The organism is Streptomyces sp. NPDC059037, assembly GCF_042740015.1.
Lineage (GTDB): Bacteria > Actinomycetota > Actinomycetes > Streptomycetales > Streptomycetaceae > Streptomyces.
In genome coordinates this window covers 1-16,821 of sequence record NZ_JBHYIG010000219.1, presented here as the reverse complement: position 1 = coordinate 16,821, position 16,821 = coordinate 1, and the positions used below count along the sequence as shown (strand labels likewise).

Annotated in this window: 18 protein-coding genes; 12 read left to right on the top strand and 6 right to left on the bottom strand. The window is 70.5% G+C overall.

All coding sequences use genetic code 11. From position 1 onward, the window contains the following. Positions 1 to 409 (top strand): histidine phosphatase family protein (locus ACFWY6_RS33440; protein ID WP_384698511.1); only part of this gene is annotated, 409 nt, incomplete at its 5' end. 5 nt (positions 410 to 414) lie between these two features. Here ACFWY6_RS33440 and ACFWY6_RS33435 read toward each other — a convergent pair. The 3 genes from ACFWY6_RS33435 to ACFWY6_RS33425 all read right to left on the bottom strand — a co-directional run bounded on the left by ACFWY6_RS33435 (position 415) and on the right by ACFWY6_RS33425 (position 2,468). Then, positions 415 to 879: a DUF6314 family protein gene (locus ACFWY6_RS33435; protein WP_384698508.1), complete on the bottom strand. Its 465-nt coding sequence runs from the start codon at positions 877 to 879 to the stop codon at positions 415 to 417. A 35-nt stretch (positions 880 to 914) separates the two neighbouring features. Then, positions 915 to 1,901 carry an aldo/keto reductase gene (locus ACFWY6_RS33430; protein ID WP_384698505.1) on the bottom strand — a complete coding sequence of 329 codons (987 nt, stop codon included), beginning with the start codon at positions 1,899 to 1,901 and terminating at the stop codon, positions 915 to 917. Between the two features lie 93 nt (positions 1,902 to 1,994). Continuing rightward, positions 1,995 to 2,468, bottom strand: coding sequence for a VOC family protein (locus ACFWY6_RS33425; RefSeq protein WP_384698503.1), 474 nt, complete (start codon positions 2,466 to 2,468; stop codon positions 1,995 to 1,997). Positions 2,469 to 2,809: 341 nt separating this feature from the next. Between ACFWY6_RS33425 and ACFWY6_RS33420 the strand changes: the two genes are divergently transcribed. From ACFWY6_RS33420 to ACFWY6_RS33395, 6 genes are all read left to right on the top strand, one after another. After that, positions 2,810 to 3,226: a hypothetical protein gene (locus ACFWY6_RS33420; protein ID WP_384698500.1), complete on the top strand. Its 417-nt coding sequence runs from the start codon at positions 2,810 to 2,812 to the stop codon at positions 3,224 to 3,226. A gap of 126 nt (positions 3,227 to 3,352) precedes the next feature. After that, positions 3,353 to 4,393, top strand: a complete 1,041-nt coding sequence (gene argC, locus ACFWY6_RS33415; RefSeq protein WP_384698497.1) for an N-acetyl-gamma-glutamyl-phosphate reductase — start codon at positions 3,353 to 3,355, stop codon at positions 4,391 to 4,393. Continuing rightward, positions 4,390 to 5,544: a bifunctional glutamate N-acetyltransferase/amino-acid acetyltransferase ArgJ gene (argJ, locus tag ACFWY6_RS33410; protein ID WP_384698494.1), complete on the top strand. Its 1,155-nt coding sequence runs from the start codon at positions 4,390 to 4,392 to the stop codon at positions 5,542 to 5,544. The genes argC and argJ overlap by 4 nt, the downstream gene beginning before the upstream one ends. Further along, complete coding sequence (gene argB, locus ACFWY6_RS33405; RefSeq protein WP_384698491.1) at positions 5,541 to 6,467, top strand: acetylglutamate kinase; 927 nt, start codon at positions 5,541 to 5,543, stop codon at positions 6,465 to 6,467. Before argJ ends, argB begins: the two co-directional genes overlap by 4 nt. Continuing rightward, positions 6,464 to 7,690 carry an acetylornithine transaminase gene (locus ACFWY6_RS33400; protein ID WP_384698488.1) on the top strand — a complete coding sequence of 409 codons (1,227 nt, stop codon included), beginning with the start codon at positions 6,464 to 6,466 and terminating at the stop codon, positions 7,688 to 7,690. The genes argB and ACFWY6_RS33400 overlap by 4 nt, the downstream gene beginning before the upstream one ends. Before the next feature lie 7 nt (positions 7,691 to 7,697). Beyond that, positions 7,698 to 8,252 (top strand): arginine repressor, encoded by a 555-nt coding sequence (locus ACFWY6_RS33395; protein ID WP_135330399.1) that lies wholly within the window; start codon positions 7,698 to 7,700, stop codon positions 8,250 to 8,252. An 81-nt stretch (positions 8,253 to 8,333) separates the two neighbouring features. On the opposite strand, the gene ACFWY6_RS33390 is transcribed toward ACFWY6_RS33395, so the two are convergent. The 3 genes from ACFWY6_RS33390 to ACFWY6_RS33380 form a co-directional block, all read right to left on the bottom strand. Then, the gene (locus tag ACFWY6_RS33390; RefSeq protein ID WP_384698485.1) at positions 8,334 to 9,293 is read right to left on the bottom strand and encodes a bile acid:sodium symporter family protein; all 960 of its coding nucleotides are present in this window, start codon (positions 9,291 to 9,293) and stop codon (positions 8,334 to 8,336) included. A gap of 92 nt (positions 9,294 to 9,385) precedes the next feature. Beyond that, positions 9,386 to 10,102, bottom strand: coding sequence for a L,D-transpeptidase (locus tag ACFWY6_RS33385; RefSeq protein ID WP_384698482.1), 717 nt, complete (start codon positions 10,100 to 10,102; stop codon positions 9,386 to 9,388). Positions 10,103 to 10,105: 3 nt separating this feature from the next. After that, positions 10,106 to 10,693: a pyridoxamine 5'-phosphate oxidase family protein gene (locus tag ACFWY6_RS33380; protein WP_384698479.1), complete on the bottom strand. Its 588-nt coding sequence runs from the start codon at positions 10,691 to 10,693 to the stop codon at positions 10,106 to 10,108. Positions 10,694 to 10,855: 162 nt separating this feature from the next. Between ACFWY6_RS33380 and ACFWY6_RS33375 the strand changes: the two genes are divergently transcribed. The 5 genes from ACFWY6_RS33375 (at position 10,856) to ACFWY6_RS33355 (ending at position 16,803) form a co-directional block, all read left to right on the top strand. Beyond that, the gene (locus tag ACFWY6_RS33375; RefSeq protein ID WP_384698477.1) at positions 10,856 to 12,049 is read left to right on the top strand and encodes an argininosuccinate synthase; all 1,194 of its coding nucleotides are present in this window, start codon (positions 10,856 to 10,858) and stop codon (positions 12,047 to 12,049) included. Positions 12,050 to 12,125: 76 nt separating this feature from the next. Next, a complete protein-coding gene (gene argH / locus ACFWY6_RS33370; RefSeq protein WP_384698475.1) occupies positions 12,126 to 13,556 on the top strand; it encodes an argininosuccinate lyase in 1,431 nt (476 codons plus the stop codon). A gap of 87 nt (positions 13,557 to 13,643) precedes the next feature. Further along, complete coding sequence (locus tag ACFWY6_RS33365) at positions 13,644 to 14,618, top strand: aldo/keto reductase (RefSeq protein ID WP_384698472.1); 975 nt, start codon at positions 13,644 to 13,646, stop codon at positions 14,616 to 14,618. Positions 14,619 to 14,713: 95 nt separating this feature from the next. Then, a complete protein-coding gene (locus ACFWY6_RS33360) occupies positions 14,714 to 15,265 on the top strand; it encodes a TetR/AcrR family transcriptional regulator (protein ID WP_266868940.1) in 552 nt (183 codons plus the stop codon). After that, positions 15,262 to 16,803, top strand: a complete 1,542-nt coding sequence (locus ACFWY6_RS33355) for an MFS transporter (protein WP_384698469.1) — start codon at positions 15,262 to 15,264, stop codon at positions 16,801 to 16,803. Before ACFWY6_RS33360 ends, ACFWY6_RS33355 begins: the two co-directional genes overlap by 4 nt. Positions 16,804 to 16,821 lie beyond the last annotated feature (18 nt).

Genomic DNA, 16,821 nt, shown 5'->3' with positions numbered 1-16,821 from the left:
GATGATCGGTGCTCTCGGAGAAGAGCAGTGCTCTGCCGCCGGGGGGGGCGGCACCCCCGACGGGAAAAGGGGGGGGGCCCGCCCGGAGGCCCAGGTGTGGGGGGCGCCCCCCCCCCGCGCGGGGGGGCGCCCCCCGCGCCCCGCGCCCCCCGGCGCCCACTCGCTCCTGGCCTTCATCTCACGGGTCGGCGGCTGGCTCGACACCCGCCCGGTCGGCGACGGCTCCCGGATCCTCGCCGTGGCGGAGCCCGCGGTGGTCAGGGCGGCCCTCGTCTACGCCCTGAAGGCGCCCCCGTCGACGTACTGGAACATCGACGTCCGCCCCCTGTCGACGGTCACCCTGACCGGGCACGGCGGCCGCTGGAACCTGCGGATCGCGGGCGAGGGGGAGAGCGCCGCCGCGGTGTAGCGCGGTCAGTCCTGCCGCTGCCGGGTGTACTCGGTGGTGAGGATCAGGTCCTTGGCCGGGCCCGCGACCCGCCAGCGCGTCCACCAGTGGTCCTCGTCGTACACCTCGAATTCGCCCCGGTAGAGGTCGAGCGCGCACGGATGGTCGGTGCGGTGCCGGCCGGTGCGCAGGTCCAGGCCGTGGAAGGGGCGCCCGTCGGCGAAGCGGACGTCCGCGGTGCCGGGCTCTTCGCCGGGCAGGAAACGCAGGGTGCGCTCGGCGGGGCGTGCGGTGCCCTGCCAGGTGAAGGTGCCCGACTCGTGGTGCACCAGGCCACCGTCCGCCCGGCTGAAGACCGTCGCCCCCGAGAAGTGCCCCTCAGCGTTGCCCGCCAGGTCCCGCGCCGTCCGCTCCACCTGCCAGGTGCCGGCCAGATACGCCAGTACGTCGGGTACGCCGTACGGCTCAGCTGCTTCATCCGGAAAGGGCATGCCCCGCAGGCTACGCGGGGCCACACCGGGGATGTCTACTTGTCGACGAACGTGAGGCTGCCCTCGTCGTACCGCGTCCCGGCGACCGCGCCCGCCGGTGCCGCCGCGTCGATCGCGGTGAGCTCGTCGGGGGAGAGTTCGAGGGTGGCGGCGGCCAGGTTCTCCGTGAGGTACTTCTCCCGGCGGGTGCCCGGGATCGGCACCACGTCGTCCCCGCGGTGCTGCACCCAGGCCAGGGCGAGCTGCCCGGCGGTGACGCCCTTCTTGGCGGCGATTTCCTCCAGGGCCTCGACGACGGCCAGGTTCCGCTCCAGGTTCCCGTCGGCGAACCGCGGCTGACCGCGCCGCATGTCGCCTTCCTGCAGGGCGTCGGTCGAGGTGTAGCGCCCGGTCAGGAAGCCGCGGCCGAGCGGCGAGAAGGGCACGAGCCCGATGCCGAGCTCCCGGCAGACGGGGGCGATCTCCTCCTCGAGGTCCCGGGTCCACAGCGACCACTCGCTCTGCAGCGCGGCGATCGGATGCACGGCGTGCGCCTTCCGGATGGTCCGCGCGCTCGCCTCGGAGAGCCCGAGGTGGCGCACCTTCCCGGCCTCGACGAGCTCGGCCATCGCGCCGACGGTCTCCTCGATCGGCACGCTCCGGTCCACGCGGTGCAGGTAGTACAGGTCGATGTGGTCGACGCCGAGGCGCCGCAGCGACGCGTCACACGCCTCTCGTACGTAGGCCGCGTCGCCCCGGATCCGCGTCGGCTCGCCGAGCTTGTTGGCGAAGCCGAACTTCGTGGCGAGGACGGCGTCGTCACGCCGCCCGGCCAGGGCACGGCCGATCAGCTCCTCGTTGTGGCCGTTGCCGTAGAAGTCGGACGTGTCAAGGAGGGTGACGCCGAGGTCGAGCGCACGGTGGATGGTCGCGATGGACTGGGTGTCGTCCGAGGCGCCGTAAGCGTGACTCATCCCCATGCAGCCGAGTCCCTGCGCCGAGACGGTGAGTGCGCCGAGACGGCGCGTGGGAAGGGTGGTCATGCCGGTACCTCCAGGTGGAGCAAGGTGGACGTCTCCGACCTTAGGAGTTGGAGTCGACTCCAAGTCAAGGCGATTAAGCGGTGGTTGCCGTGCTCAGGCCTGGTCGGCCGCCTTGTGCAGCTCCGCCACGACGATCTTCTTCATGCCGAGCATGGCCTTCATGGCGCGCTGCGCCCGCCCCGCGTCCGGGTCGGCAAGGAGCTTGACCAGGTCCTGGGGAACGACCTGCCAGGACAGTCCGAACTTGTCCTTGAGCCAGCCGCACGGGCCTTCCTCGCCGCCCTCGGAGAGCTTCGTCCAGTAGTGGTCGACCTCTTCCTGGTCGGCACAGTCGATGCTGAGGGAGACCGCCTCGTTGAAGGTGAACTCGGGGCCGCCGTTGAGCGCCAGGTACGGCTGCCCGTCGAGCACGAATTCGACGGTCAGCACGGTCCCGGCCGGTCGCGGGCCGGCCTCGCCGTAGTGGGAGACATGCGTGATCTTCGAGTTCGGGAAGACCGACACATAGAACTTGGCGGCTTCCTCACCCTGTGTGTCGAACCAGAGGTTGGGCGTGATGCGGGGCATGGCTCTCTCCTGTCGCTCGGGTCTGTCTGCCTCTGCTGGTCTGTCTGCCTCTACTGACCGTGCCCCCTACGGAAACTCATCGCTGCGACGGGGACCGGATGGGTGGCCCAGCGCGGTGACTGTGCCTGCGGAATATGCCGATTCCGCGTATAATGGCGTCTACTTCGAGCTATGAGCCGGTTGTCGTGTACGTCGAGCCCGTGTGCGTCACATGTCATAGCCCGGGCGCTCGCCAAGTGAACAGTGCGCCGGGCCGTGGGCCCGCTCGATCCCTAGGGTGTCTGCCGCTCCGCGCGCGGCCGGCGCCCCTTTCTCATGCGTGCGCCAAGAGGTGAATCCCCATGAGACGCATACTGCTCCTCATCTCGGCCGTGCTGCTGGGTCTGGGAACCGTATTCGCTCCCGGTGCCTTTGCCGGCAGTCCCCACTTCGTATCGGTCGACGCCCAGCGCTCCGGCAACAGCCTGACCATCTCCGGCAAGGAAGCGGGGCTCGGCAACGAGACCCAGGTCGACATCCAAGTGAGCGCCACCGCCAACTGCATCAACCCCGGCGGCCATGGCCCCAAGGCTGCCAACAAGCAGTCCGTGAGCAACGAGGGCACCTTCCCGGTCCAGAACGGCAAGGCCGTGTTCACCCTGACGGTCACTGCCTCGTTCCAGCCCGAATGCAGTCCTCCCATGACGGTGACCTTCACCAACGTCGTGGTTGCTGACGTCGAACACGGTGTCGTCGCCAAGGTGCCCGGCACCTTCTAGTCGCTCTCGCGGCACCTCTCCCGAGGCGGCCCGTGCAGCGACCCCGCTCGCGGGTCGCGGTCTATGCCGTGCGTTGCATAAACGTGCAGCGAGACGTATAGTCATGCCATCCAAGAGGAGGGTTCCATGGCGGTACGCGCAGCAGTGGCAGGGGCAAGTGGGTACGCGGGCGGTGAGCTTTTGCGTCTGCTGCTCGTCCACCCCGAGGTGGAGATCGGCGCCCTGACCGCCAACTCGAACGCGGGGCAGCGCCTGGGCACGCTCCAGCCGCATCTGCTCCCGCTCGCCGACCGCGTCCTGGAGCCGACCACCACCGAGGTCCTCGCCGGTCAGGGCCGGCGGCATGATGTGGTCTTTCTGGCCCTGCCCCACGGGCAGTCCGCGGCCGTCGCCGAGCAGCTCGGCCCTGACGTCCTCGTCGTCGACATGGGCGCCGACTTCCGGCTGAAGGACGCGGGGGACTGGGAGAAGTTCTACGGCAGCGAGCACGCCGGTACGTGGCCCTATGGGCTGCCCGAACTGCCGGGCGCCCGCGCGGCGTTGGAGGGGTCCAGGCGCATCGCGGTGCCCGGTTGCTATCCGACGGCCGTCTCGCTCGCGCTCTTCCCGGCGTACGCGGCGGACCTCGTCGAGGCCGAAGCGGTGATCGTGGCGGCGTCCGGCACCTCTGGAGCGGGCAAGGCGGCCAAGCCGCACCTGCTTGGCTCGGAGGTCATGGGGAACATGTCGCCGTACGGAGTCGGGGGCGTGCACCGGCACACACCCGAGATGATCCAGAACCTCTCCGCCGCCGCGGGCACCCCCGTCTCGGTCTCCTTCACGCCGACCCTCGCCCCGATGCCGCGCGGCATCCTCGCCACCTGCAGCGCGAAGGCGAAGGCCGGCGTCACCGCCGCATCCGTCCGGGCCGCGTACGAAAAGGCCTTCGCCGACGAGCCGTTCGTCCACCTCCTGCCCGAGGGGCAGTGGCCCGCGACCGCCGCCGTGTACGGCTCGAACGCCGTGCAGATCCAGGTCGCGTACGACGAGGCGGCGGGGCGCGTCATCGTGATCGGCGCCATCGACAACCTCACCAAGGGCACCGCGGGTGGCGCCCTGCAGAGCATGAACATCGCCCTCGGCCTCGACGAGGCCACCGGGCTCACTACGATCGGAGTCGCGCCGTGAGTGTGACGGCAGCCAAGGGATTCACGGCCGCGGGCATCGCCGCCGGGATCAAGCAGAACGGCAACCCGGACCTGGCCCTCGTGGTCAACACCGGGCCCCGCCTGGCCGCAGCGGGCGTCTTCACCTCCAACCGCGTCAAGGCCGCCCCCGTCCTCTGGTCGGAGCAGGTGCTCAAGGGCGGCCTGGTCTCCGCCGTCATCCTCAACTCCGGTGGCGCCAACGCCTGCACGGGCCCGCAGGGCTTCCAGGACACGCACGCCACCGCGGAGAAGGTCGCCGAGGTGCTCGACGGCGTGAACGCCGGCGAGGTCGCCGTCGCGTCGACCGGACTCATCGGCGTCACGCTGCCCATGGACAAGCTGCTGCCGGGCGTCGAGACGGCCGCCGGTGAACTCTCCGCGCACGGCGGCGAGAAGGCCGCCATCGCCATCAAGACCACCGACAGCGTGCACAAGACCTCCGTCGTCACCAAGGACGGCTGGACGGTCGGCGGCATGGCCAAGGGCGCGGGCATGCTCGCGCCGGGCCTCGCCACGATGCTCGTCGTCCTCACCACCGACGCCGACCTGGAGGCCGACGTCCTGGACCGGGCGCTGCGGGACGCCACCCGGCTCACCTTCGACCGGGTCGACTCCGACGGCTGCATGTCGACCAACGACACGGTGCTCCTTCTCGCCTCGGGCGCGGCCCAAGTCACCCCGGAGTACGCCGAGTTCGCCGATGCCGTGCGCGAGGTCTGCGACGACCTGGGGCGGCAGCTGATCGGTGACGCCGAGGGTGCCAGCAAGGACATCAAGGTCGAGGTCGTGAACGCGGCGAGCGAGGCCGACGCCGTCGAGGTCGGCCGGTCCATCGCCCGCAACAACCTCCTCAAGTGCGCCCTGCACGGCGAGGACCCCAACTGGGGCCGGGTGCTCTCCGCGATCGGCACCACGTCCGCCGCCTTCGAGCCCGACCTGCTGAACGTCGCCATCAACGGCGTCTGGGTCTGCAAGAACGGCTCCGTCGGCGAGGACCGCGAGCTGGTCGACATGCGCTACCGGGAGGTCGTCATCACCGCCGACCTGGCCGCGGGCGACGAGACCGCCACGATCTGGACCAACGACCTCACCGCCGACTACGTCCACGAGAACAGCGCGTACTCGTCATGAGCAAGGACAGCGGGAGCCAGCCCACCGCCCGGAAGCACACCGCCCTGCCCAAGGCGCAGATCCTCATCGAGGCGCTGCCCTGGCTGACCCGGCACCGCGGCAAGACCGTCGTCATCAAGTTCGGCGGCAACGCCATGATCGACGAGGAGCTGAAGGCCGCCTTCGCGCAGGACGTCGTCTTCCTGCACCACGCGGGCCTCAGGCCCGTCGTGGTGCACGGCGGCGGACCGCAGATCAGCAAGGCCCTCGACCGGCACGGCATCGTCAGCGAGTTCAAGGCCGGCCTGCGCGTCACCACCGAGGACGCCATGGACGTCGTACGCATGGTGCTCGCCGGACAGGTGCAGCGCGAGCTCGTCGGCCTGCTCAACCGGCACGGCCCGCTCGCCGTCGGCCTCACCGGCGAGGACGCGCACACCATCACCGCCACCAAGCACACGCCCCGCATCGAGGGCGAGCTGGTCGACATCGGCCGGGTCGGCGAGATCACCGAGATCGACACCGGCGCCATCGAGGCCCTGCTCGCCGACGGCCGCATCCCGGTCGTCTCCTCGATCGCCCGCTCCCAGGACGACGGACATGTCTACAACGTCAATGCTGATACGGCGGCTGCGGCACTCGCTGCGGCGCTGGACGCCGAGACCCTGATGGTCCTCACCGACGTCGAGGGCCTCTACGAGGACTGGCCCGACAGCGACGAGGTCATCAGCCGCCTCACCGCCGCCGAGCTGGAGAAGCTCCTGCCCGAGCTGGCCAGCGGCATGGTCCCGAAGATGGAGGGCTGTCTGCACGCCGTACGCAACGGCGTCGAGACGGCCCGCGTGATCGATGGCCGCGTCCAGCACTCGATCCTGCTGGAGATCTTCACCGACGAGGGCATCGGCACGATGGTCGTGCCCGACGCAGAGGGGGAAGCGGAATGACCGGCAACCAGGAGCTGACCGCGCGCTGGCAGGGCGCGCTCATGGACAACTACGGCACGCCCCGGTTGCCCCTCGTGCGCGGCGCGGGCAGCAAGCTGTGGGACGCGGACGGCAAGGAATACGTCGATTTCGTCGGCGGCATCGCGGTCAACGCGCTCGGCCACGCCCACCCGGCGGTCGTCGAGGCGGTCAGCGCCCAGATCGGCTCCCTCGGCCACGTCTCGAACCTCTTCGTCGCCGAGCCGCCCGTCGCGCTCGCCGAGAAGCTGCTCCAGCTCTTCGGCCGCGAGGGGAGGGTGTACTTCTGCAACTCCGGCGCGGAGGCCAACGAGGGCGCCTTCAAGATCGGCCGCCTGACCGGCCGCTCGCACATGGTCGCCACCCAGGGTGGCTTCCACGGCCGGACCATGGGCGCGCTCGCGCTCACCGGCCAGCCCGGCAAGCAGGAGCCGTTCCTGCCGCTGCCCGGCGACGTCACGCATGTCCCGTACGGCGATGTCGATGCGCTGCGCGCGGCGGTCACCACCGACACCGCCCTCGTGATCATCGAGCCCATCCAGGGCGAGAACGGCGTCGTCGTGCCGCCCGCGGGCTATCTGAAGGCGGCCCGGGAGATCACCGCGGCCACCGGGACGCTGCTCGTCCTGGACGAGGTGCAGACCGGAATCGGCCGTACCGGCCACTGGTTCGAGTACCTCGCGCACGAGGGCGTCCAGCCGGATGTCGTCACGCTCGCGAAGGGCCTGGGCGGTGGACTGCCGCTCGGCGCGACCGTCGCGTTCGGCGCGGCCGCGGAGCTCTTCAAGCCCGGTCACCACGGCACGACGTTCGGCGGAAACCCGGTCGCGTGCGCCGCGGGCCTCGCCGTCCTCGACACCATCGAGACCGAGGGCCTGCTCGAGAACACCAAGCGGGCGAGCGAAAAGCTGCGCGACGGAATCGAGTCACTGGGACACCCGCTCGTCGGCCACGTCAGGGGCGCGGGCCTGCTGCTGGGTATCGTGCTCACCGAGCCGCTCGCGCCCCAGGCGCAGCAGGCGGCTCAGGACGCCGGCTTCCTGGTGAACGCGCCCGCCCCCGATGTCGTACGGCTGATGCCGCCGCTGAACGTCCGCGACGACGAGGTGGACGCGTTCCTCCAGGCACTGCCCGGCGTCCTGGAAACGGCTGCCGAGGCTTTGAAGGCCGCTGAAGCCAACGGGGACGGACGATCCGGAGAATGAGACGACGATGAGTCATGCGCAAGGCAACGAGCACGCGGAGCACCCGGATCACACCGGGCCCGCGGTGCCGCAGACCCGCACCGCGCGCCACCGCCGGATCGTGGACATCCTCAACCGGCAGCCGGTCCGCTCCCAGAGCCAGCTGGCGAAGCTGCTCGCCGACGACGGCCTGACCGTCACGCAGGCGACGCTCTCCCGGGACCTGGACGAGCTGAACGCGGTGAAGATCCGCAACGCCGAGGGCGACCTCATCTACGCGGTACCGAGCGAGGGCGGCTTCCGCACGCCGCGGGCCCCGCTCGGCGAGTCCGCCAAGGAGGAGCGGATGCGCCGCCTCTCCGCGGAACTGCTGATCTCGGCAGAGGCGTCGGCGAACCTCGTCGTCCTGCGCACGCCGCCGGGCGCCGCCCAGTTCCTGGCCTCGGCGATCGACCAGGCGGAACTGCACGACATCCTCGGGACGATCGCGGGCGACGACACACTGATGCTGATCAGCCGGGAGGCTACGGGGGGTCAGGCGTTGGCGGATCATTTGCTGCGGTTGGCTTCCAACGAGCACTGAAAGATAGAGCCCGTCGAGGGGGTACCCCCTGCTCCTCAAGAGCTTGGGGGAGATTGAGGACGAACTCGGCGGAGCCGGTGATCAACGGTGCGCCCGCCGTGCCATCCACGCGGCGACGACGGCTCCCGACACGTTGTGCCACACCGAGAACACCGCCGAAGGCAGCGCGGCGAGCGGGCTGAAGTGGGCCGTGGCCAGCGAAGCCGCGAGGCCGGAGTTCTGCATGCCGACCTCGAAGGCCATCGCGCGGGAGGCCGGCTGTCCGAGCCGGGCCAGCTTGCCCGCGCCGTAGCCCAGTGCGAGGCCGAGGCCGTTGTGCAGGAAGACGGCGAGGAACACCAGTGCCGCGGCCGACTTGATGGCCGCGGCACTGCCCGCGACCACGATCGCCACGATGGCGGCGATCGTCAGGGCGGACAGCCAGGGCAGCGCGCTCAGCATCCGCCCGATGTGGCGCCCGAAGAGCAGCCGCACCACGAGACCCGCGATGACCGGAAGCAGCACGGTCTTGAGGATGTCCGTCACCATCGACCCCGCGTCCACGGGCAGATACTCGCCCGCGAGGAGCAGCGTCAGCGGCGGCGTGATGAGCGGCGCGAGCACGGTCGAGACGGTGGCCACCGAGACGGAAAGGGCCACGTCGCCGCGCGCCAGATAGGTCACGACATTGGACGCGGTGCCGCTCGGCGCGCAGCCCACCAGGATCACTCCGGCCGCCAACTGCGGTGAGAGGCCGAGCGCGTGGGCGATCAGCCAGCCGAGCCCCGGCATGATGACGTAGTGCGCTGCCAGACCGAGCGCGACGGCCCAGGGCCGCTTGACGACGCCCTGGAAGTCGAGCGGGGTCATCGTGAGCCCCATGCAGAACATCACGATGCCCAGGAGGTACGGGACGTTCGTGCCCCAGCCCTTGAAGGCGTCCGGCGCGGCGAGGCCGAGCGCGCCGGCGGCGAGCACGAGGACGGGGAAGACCGTGACGGCGAGCCGGGCCGCCTTGTCGCCGCTCTCCGTCGAGTTGGGGATCGTCTGTTCGCTTTGCACCCCGCGATGCAACGCCGCCGCAGAGCGCGACCGCAACCGCGTCTCGATATGTGGTCGCTACACCTACGATGGAGGCGTCGAGTGCGCTGTGCTCAGTACCGCGTGATGGCCGTCGCCCCCGACACCGTCCCGATCGCCATGTGCGGCCGTCGCCCCTCCTCGGCCCACCGCAGGATCCGCCGCATCGCGTCCGCGGGGACCGACACACAACCCGCCGTCGCCCCACGCCCGTTGACGTGCAGGAAGATCCCGGCGCCGCGCCCCCGCACCGGACGGTCGTAGTTGAAGCCGATCACCAGGGCGTGCGCGTACTGGGGGTCGTACGTGATGAGGTGTTCGGACTCGGCGGCGCGGCAGTCGGCGGGGCGTGGCTGGGTCCAGCGGTTGTAGGAGCGGGACTTGTTGTCCTGGCACCACCAGGATGCCCTCGTCACGCGGCGGTAGGTGTAGTCCGTGCCCGACGGTGCGCGCTCGATGCCGAAGGCGTACGGGAGGCGGAAGAGGCCCGTGGGTGTCGTGTTCGTGCCCTGTTCGCGCGAGGCGCCCTCCGTCAGGCCCTGCGCACCGAACCGCGCGGCCGCCGAGCCGGCCTTCGTCCACCGCCCCGCGCGCCGGTCCCACCAGGTGACCGTGCCCGTGGTGGAGCCGGTGCGTGCGGCCAAGGCGGTGATGAGCTGGGTGCCGCCGCCGGTGTCGGCCATGCGGTCCGGGAGCGGTGGTCCCGCGGCGGATGTGCCGGGCGCGGACGCGACGGTCGCGGCGGTGGCGAGCAGGGCTGCGGACGCGAGGGCGGCGGCACGTAGGCGCATGGTTCAGACGGTAAGGGGCGGCAGCGGCAACGGCAGGCCCGGAAGGCCGTCGATGCTCTGCGCGATGTGCTCCTTCTTGGTGAAGTACGCGCTCAGCGACGCGTCGTCCTCGCGCCCGAAGCGCTTGGCGTGCAGATCGCGGTCCTCGTCGTACGACATGAAGGGAACGTTGTAGCCGCAGGTGTCACGGACGAGATCGGCCGTCACGACGATGATCGCTCGCAGGCCGTGCGGGGTGGGGTCGATGTCCGGGAAGTGCCCGAGCAGCTCCGCCCAGCGCGGGTCGTCGCGGAAGACGGGCTCACCGCGCCCGTGCACCCGGACGATGTTGGGCGGGCCCTGGAAGGCGCACCACATCAGGGTGATGCGGCCGTTCTCGCGCAGATGCGCGACCGTCTCCGCGTTGCTGCCCGCGAAGTCCAGGTAGGCGACGGTGAGTTCGTCGACGACCGCGAAGGATCCGGTCAGGCCCTTGGGGGAGAGGTTGACCGTGCCGTCGCCCGCGAGCGGCGCGGTCGCCGTGAAGAAGACGGGCTGTGCCTCGATGAACGTGCGGAGCCGGCCGTCTATGCGTTCGTAAGTCTTTCCCATGTCTAAGGATTATTCACCAGAGATCGTTTGCCTGTCTAAGGACTTCGTGAGACGTCTCAGGGGGGCAGGGCGAGATTGACGAAACATACAGAGGTCTGCATACTCATGCATAGCAGCGTATGTAATCGAGCACCGTGAATCGAGCACCGTGAGGAGAGAGCCGTGACCGAGCGCGTCGTACTCGCCTATTCAGGCGGTCTGGACACCTCCGTCGCCATCGGCTGGATCGCCGAGGAGACGGGCGCCGAGGTCATCGCCGTCGCCGTGGACGTCGGCCAGGGCGGCGAGGACCTGGACGTCATCCGCAAGCGCGCGCTCGCCTGCGGTGCGGTGGAGGCCGAGGTGGCCGACGCCAAGGACGAGTTCGCCGAGGAGTACTGCCTCCCGGCGATCAAGGCCAACGCCCTCTACATGGACCGCTACCCGCTGGTCTCCGCCCTCTCGCGGCCGACCATCGTCAAGCACCTCGTGGCCGCCGCCGAGAAGCACGGCGCCGGGATCGTGGCCCACGGCTGCACCGGCAAGGGCAACGACCAGGTCCGTTTCGAGGCCGGTATCTCCGCGCTCGGCCCCGACCTGAAGTGCATCGCCCCGGTCCGTGACTACGCGATGACGCGGGACAAGGCGATCGCCTTCTGCGAGGAGAAGCAGCTCCCGATCGCCACCACCAAGAAGTCCCCGTACTCCATCGACCAGAACGTCTTCGGGCGGGCCGTCGAGACGGGCTTCCTGGAGGACATCTGGAACGCGCCGATCGAGGACATCTACGAGTACACCGCGAACCCGGCCGAGCCGCGCGAGGCCGACGAGGTCGTCATCTCCTTCAAGGAGGGCGTGCCGGTCGCCGTCGACGGCGAGCCGGTCACCGTGCTGCAGGCGATCCAGCGGCTCAATGAGCGCGCGGGTGCCCAGGGCGTCGGCCGGATCGACATGGTCGAGGACCGGCTCGTCGGCATCAAGTCCCGTGAGGTGTACGAGGCGCCGGGCGCCATCGCGCTCATCACGGCGCACCAGGAGCTGGAGAACGTCACCGTCGAGCGCGAACTGGCCCGCTACAAGCGGCAGGTCGAGCAGCGCTGGGGCGAGCTGGTCTACGACGGCCTGTGGTTCTCCCCGCTCAAGCGTGCCCTCGACGGCTTCATCGACGAGGCCAATCAGCACGTCACCGGCGACATCCGGATGACCCTGCACGGCGGCCGCGCCGTCGTCACAGGGCGGAAGTCCGGCGCGTCCCTCTACGACTTCAACCTCGCGACCTACGACTCGGGCGATACGTTCGACCAGTCCAAGGCGCAGGGCTTCATCGAGATCTTCGGTCTGTCCTCGAAGATCGCCGCCAAGCGGGACCTGGCGTAACGGCGATCGCGCAACCACCTCGTATCGCGAACCACCCTCGTATCGCGTAACCACCCTCATCAAGGAGCACGTGCAAGTGAGCAACAACAACGGCGGTGACGTCCGGCTCTGGGGCGGCCGGTTCGCGGACGGCCCGGCGGAGGCTCTGGCCAAGCTGTCGGCATCGGTCCACTTCGACTGGCGCCTCGCGCCGTACGACATCGCCGGTTCCCGCGCCCACGCGCGCGTGCTGCACAAGGCGGGGCTGCTCACCGAGGACGAGCTGACCCGCATGCTGGCCGGGCTCGACAAGCTCGAGGCCGATGTCGCCGAGGGCTCGTTCGTGGGCACCATCGCCGACGAGGACGTGCACACCGCCCTGGAGCGCGGCCTGCTGGAGCGGCTCGGCCCGGATCTCGGCGGCAAGCTGCGCGCGGGGCGGTCGCGGAACGACCAGGTGGCGACGCTCTTCCGGATGTATCTGCGGGACCACGCCCGGATCATCGGCCAACTGATCGCCGACCTCCAGGGCGCGCTCGTCGGCCTGGCCGAGGCGCACCCGGACGTCGCCATGCCGGGGCGCACCCACCTCCAGCACGCCCAGCCGGTGCTCTTCGCCCACCACGTCCTCGCGCACGTCCAGTCCCTCTCGCGGGACGCCGAGCGGCTGCGGCAGTGGGACGCGCGGACGGCCGTTTCGCCGTACGGCTCGGGCGCGCTCGCCGGATCGTCCCTCGGCCTCGACCCGGAGGCGGTCGCCAAGGACCTCGGCTTCGAGCACGGCAGCGCGGGCAACTCCATCGACGGGACGGCATCGCGGGACTTCGCGGCGGAGTTCGCCTTCATCACCGCGATGATCGGCGTGAACCTCTCCCGGATCGCCGAGGAGATCATCCTCTGGAACACGAAGGAGTTCTCCTTCGTCACCCTCCACGACGCCTTCTCGACCGGCTCGTCGATCATGCCGCAGAAGAAGAACCCGGACATCGCCGAGCTGGCGCGCGGCAAGTCGGGGCGTCTGATCGGCAACCTCACCGGACTGATGGCGACGCTCAAGGCGCTCCCGCTCGCGTACAACCGCGACCTCCAGGAGGACAAGGAGCCGGTCTTCGACTCCTGCGACCAGCTGGAGGTCCTGCTCCCCGCCTTCACCGGCATGATGGCCACGCTCACCGTGCACCGCGAGCGCATGGAGGAGCTCGCCCCCGCCGGCTTCTCGCTCGCCACGGACATCGCCGAGTGGCTGGTCAAGCAGGGCGTGCCGTTCCGTGTCGCGCACGAGGTGGCCGGTGAGTGCGTCAAGGAGTGCGAGGCGCACGGCATCGAGCTCGACCAGCTGACGGACGAGCAGTTCGCCAAGATCTCCGAGCACCTCACCCCCGAGGTGCGCACCGTCCTGAACGTCCCCGGCGCCCTGGCTTCGCGCAGCGGCCGCGGCGGCACCGCGCCCTCGGCCGTCGCCGTCCAGCTCGCCGAGGTCAAGGCCGATCTGACGGTTCAGCAGGAGTGGGCCGCGGCGCGTAAGTGACGCCGCCGCAGCACGTGCCGCGTTGACGTGGGCATCGCGGGTTACGTTGGTCGCCATCCGCAAGGAGCCGACCGAACGGAGCCCGCGATGCCCTTCGCACGTCTGGCCGCAGCGACCACCCCCACCGCCCACATCGGGTTCGGCCTCGCCGCCGTCGGCAGGCCCGGCTACATCACGCTCGGCCGCGACGCCGACCTGCCGCCTTCACGCAGCGTCGAGGCCCTGCGCGAGCGCACCCTCGAACTCCTCGACGCCGCCTACGCGTCGGGCGTCCGCTACTTCGACGTGGCCCGCTCCTACGGCCGCTCCGAGGAGTTCCTCGCCGACTGGCTGCACGCGAGGCCCGACATCCGGGACGTCGTCGTCGGCAGCAAGTGGGGGTACACGTACACGGCCGCCTGGCGCACCCAGGTGGACGGGCCGCACGAGGTCAAGGACCACAGCGTCGCCGCGTACGTCCGTCAGCGCGAGGAGAGCGCCGAACTGCTCGGCGACCGGCTCGACCTCTACCAGATCCACTCCGTCACGCCCGAGAGCCCGGCCCTCACCGACAAGGAACTGCACGCCAGGCTCGCCGAACTGGCGGCCGACGGCGTGACGGTGGGCCTCTCGGTGAGCGGCCCGGAGCAGGCCGCCGCGATCCGCGCCGCGCTCGCCGTGACCGTCGACGGCGAGCCCCTCTTCCGTACCGTCCAGGCCACGTACAACGCCCTGGAGACCTCGGCGGAAGCCGCGCTCGCCGAGGCGCATGACGCGGGGCTCACCGTCCTGGTCAAGGAAGGCATGGCCAACGGCCGCCTCGCGGGGGAGCACGCACCGGCGGCCCTCCGTGAGGTCGCCGAGGCGACCGGGCTCGGCTGCGACGCGGTGGCCCTAGCCCTGGTGCTGCGCAAGCCGTGGGCGGGCGTCGTCCTCTCCGGGGCGGCCACCCCCGTACAGCTCGTCTCCAATCTGCACGCGGCGGCCGTCGACCTCGACGCGGACCAGCTGGAGCGGCTCGCGGGGCTCGTGGAGGAGCCGGCCGCGTACTGGGAGCGGCGCGGGCAGCTGCCCTGGAGCTGACCGACCTCGGCCTGGCCCCACCGGTGACCCCTCGCCGGTGAGAGCCAGGCCTATTCCATGAGACAAATTTGTCTCACACGGTCTATGCTTGTCTCATGTCAGTCGATCGCGACCAGGTGCTGCGCAGTGCCGCGGCGCTCCTCACCCGCAAAGGCTCCGCCACGATGGACGAGGTGGCCCGCGCGGCGGGGATCAGCCGAGCCACGCTGCACCGGCATTTCGCCGGGCGCGACGCCCTCGTACGAGCCCTCGAAGAGCTCGGGATCCAGGAGTTCGAGGCGGCCATCGACGCGGCCCGGCTCGGGGAGGGGAGCGCGGCGGACGCGGTGCGCCGGCTCGTCAAGGAGATCGAGCCCGCGGCGGGACTGCTCGCGTTCCTCGTCACCGAGAACCAGCTCTTCGAGGGCGAGGAGCAGCACGAGGGCTGGGCCCGCCTCGACGCCTATGTGGCCGCGCTCTTCCGGCGCGGCCAGGAGGACGGCGAGTTCCGCATCGACCTGACCCCCGTGTGGCTCACGGAGGCGCTGTACGGACTGATCGGCTCGGGCGCCTGGGCCGTACTGGACGGCCGCGTGGCCGCCAAGGACTTCTCATACATGATCGCCGAGCTGCTGATCGGCGGCGCGCAACGGAGAGTGGAATCATGACCAGCACCCAACAGCGGACCTCCCAGGCGGAGGTGGAGCGCAGTCCCGGGCGTTGGCTCGCGCTCGCCGTACTGGTGCTCGCCGTGCTCCTCGTCGCCGTCGACGCGACCGTCCTCGGTCTCGCGACGCCGTACATCAGCGAGGACCTCGAACCGACCGGCACGCAGCTGCTGTGGATCGGCGACATCTACTCGTTCGTCATCGCCGGTCTGCTCGTCTCCATGGGCAGCCTCGGCGACCGCATCGGCCGCAAGAAGCTGCTGCTGACCGGAGCGGTCGCCTTCGGCGCGGTCTCGGTGCTCAACGCGTACGCGACCTCGCCCGAAATGCTCATGCTGGCCCGGGCGTTGCTCGGTGTCGCGGGCGCGACGCTGATGCCGTCCACGCTCGCGCTGATCCGGAACATCTTCCACGACCCGCGCGAGCGCAGCCTCGCGGTCGGCATCTGGGGCGCCATGGCGTCGGCCGGTGCCGCCGTCGGCCCGGTCGTCGGCGGTTTCCTGCTCGAACACTTCTGGTGGGGCTCGGTCTTCCTGATCAACCTGCCGGTGATGGCCGTCCTGGTCCTTGTCGGCATCAAGTTCCTGCCCGAGTCGAAGAACCCGGCGCCGGGTCCCTGGGACCTGATCAGCGTCGTGCTCTCGCTCATCGGCATGATCGCCATCGTGTACGCCATCAAGGAGGCGGCGGCGCACGGCATCCGCTGGGACGTCGCGGTGGCGGGCCTGCTCGGCGTGACCGCGCTGACCTGGTTCGTGCGACGCCAGCTCACGCTGACCGCGCCGCTCCTGGACATGCGGCTGTTCCGCAACCGCGGCTTCTCGGCGGCGGTGCTCGCCGATCTGCTGACCATCCTCGGCCTGTCCGGCCTGGTCTTCTTCCTCTCCCAGTTCCTGCAACTGGTGCAGGGGAGGCCGCCGTTCGAGGCGGGCCTCGCCGAACTGCCCGCCGCGGTGGGCGCGGTGGGCGCCGGACTGATCGCGGGCATGGTCGCGCGGCGGTTCTCCGTGCGCGCGGTGGTCGCGGGCGGACTCGCGGCGGTCGGCGTCGCGCTCGCGGCGCTCACCACCCTGAGCCAGTCCACCGGCTATCCGATCCTGGGAGCCCTGCTCCTGATCGTCGGCATCGGCGCGGGCTTCTCGTTCACGGTGACCGCCGACGTCATCCTCTCCAGCGTTCCGAAGGAGCAGGCGGGCGCGGCCTCCGCGGTCTCCGAGACCGCGTACGAACTGGGCGCGGCGCTGGGTATCGCGTTGCTCGGCACCATCGTGACCGGGGTGTACCGGGACTTCACCGCCCCGGCCGGCACCCCGCCGGAGGTGGCGTCGGCCGCGCACGAGTCACTGGGCGGCGCGGTCGAATCGGTGGCGGGGCTTCCGGCCCGGCAGTCCCAGGAGCTGCTGGCCTCGGCGCAGGAGGCGTTTGTCGACGGGCTGCGCCTGGCCGCCGGGGTCGGCGCGGCGGTACTGCTGGCCACTGCGGTGGCGGCGTGGTTCCTGTTGAGGGGCTCGAAGCTGGAGGACGGCGTAGAGCACTGAGAGGAGCGCCCCGAAGGC

What these genes read in the sequence shown, in the direction of transcription:
- ACFWY6_RS33355 (WP_384698469.1), top strand. Translation starts at nt 15,262, where the DNA reads ATGACCAGCACCCAACAGCGGACCTCCCAGGCGGAGGTGGAGCGCAGT.
- ACFWY6_RS33400 (WP_384698488.1), top strand. Translation starts at nt 6,464, where the DNA reads ATGACCGGCAACCAGGAGCTGACCGCGCGCTGGCAGGGCGCGCTCATG.
- ACFWY6_RS33365 (WP_384698472.1), top strand. Translation starts at nt 13,644, where the DNA reads ATGCCCTTCGCACGTCTGGCCGCAGCGACCACCCCCACCGCCCACATC.
- ACFWY6_RS33435 (WP_384698508.1), bottom strand. Translation starts at nt 879, where the DNA reads ATGCCCTTTCCGGATGAAGCAGCTGAGCCGTACGGCGTACCCGACGTA.
- ACFWY6_RS33395 (WP_135330399.1), top strand. Translation starts at nt 7,698, where the DNA reads ATGAGTCATGCGCAAGGCAACGAGCACGCGGAGCACCCGGATCACACC.
- ACFWY6_RS33425 (WP_384698503.1), bottom strand. Translation starts at nt 2,468, where the DNA reads ATGCCCCGCATCACGCCCAACCTCTGGTTCGACACACAGGGTGAGGAA.
- argC (WP_384698497.1), top strand. Translation starts at nt 3,353, where the DNA reads ATGGCGGTACGCGCAGCAGTGGCAGGGGCAAGTGGGTACGCGGGCGGT.
- ACFWY6_RS33420 (WP_384698500.1), top strand. Translation starts at nt 2,810, where the DNA reads ATGAGACGCATACTGCTCCTCATCTCGGCCGTGCTGCTGGGTCTGGGA.
- ACFWY6_RS33430 (WP_384698505.1), bottom strand. Translation starts at nt 1,901, where the DNA reads ATGACCACCCTTCCCACGCGCCGTCTCGGCGCACTCACCGTCTCGGCG.
- ACFWY6_RS33385 (WP_384698482.1), bottom strand. Translation starts at nt 10,102, where the DNA reads ATGCGCCTACGTGCCGCCGCCCTCGCGTCCGCAGCCCTGCTCGCCACC.
- argB (WP_384698491.1), top strand. Translation starts at nt 5,541, where the DNA reads ATGAGCAAGGACAGCGGGAGCCAGCCCACCGCCCGGAAGCACACCGCC.
- ACFWY6_RS33380 (WP_384698479.1), bottom strand. Translation starts at nt 10,693, where the DNA reads ATGGGAAAGACTTACGAACGCATAGACGGCCGGCTCCGCACGTTCATC.
- ACFWY6_RS33360 (WP_266868940.1), top strand. Translation starts at nt 14,714, where the DNA reads ATGTCAGTCGATCGCGACCAGGTGCTGCGCAGTGCCGCGGCGCTCCTC.